General features: G+C 49.1%; 1 protein-coding gene. It reads right to left on the bottom strand.

Annotated elements, in window-relative coordinates:
* Positions 1 to 293, bottom strand: a 293-nt coding sequence (locus V5P19_RS23330) for a solute carrier family 23 protein (RefSeq protein ID WP_334407911.1), incomplete at both ends; no start/stop codon positions are given.

Below are 293 nucleotides of genomic sequence, written 5' to 3'. Positions count from 1 at the left end.
AGACGCCGAGAAGCGACGACATGATTAACTCTTCGTGAAAACCGTCGCTTTTCATGCTGCTGCCCAGCGCAATCATGACCGTAACAAATGAAAAATTGACGGACTGAATTGAGAGTAGGCCAGAACCGACGATGCCGTAGCGGTTTACTTGTAACCAGGTACCAATACCAGAGGCGATCATCGCCATAGAAACAAGATAGGCAGTTGTTTCAGCGGAAAGCTGTAAGGCCGCACCCACGATTAACGCGGGGGTTACCAACGGAACGAAAATTGCCAACAGATGGGTAATGTCA

The organism is Enterobacter sp. UNJFSC 003, from assembly GCF_036903355.1.
Classification (GTDB): Bacteria; Pseudomonadota; Gammaproteobacteria; order Enterobacterales; family Enterobacteriaceae; genus Enterobacter.
The sequence above is the reverse complement of the archived record's forward strand: the minus strand, read 5'-3'. Positions and strand labels throughout refer to the sequence as shown.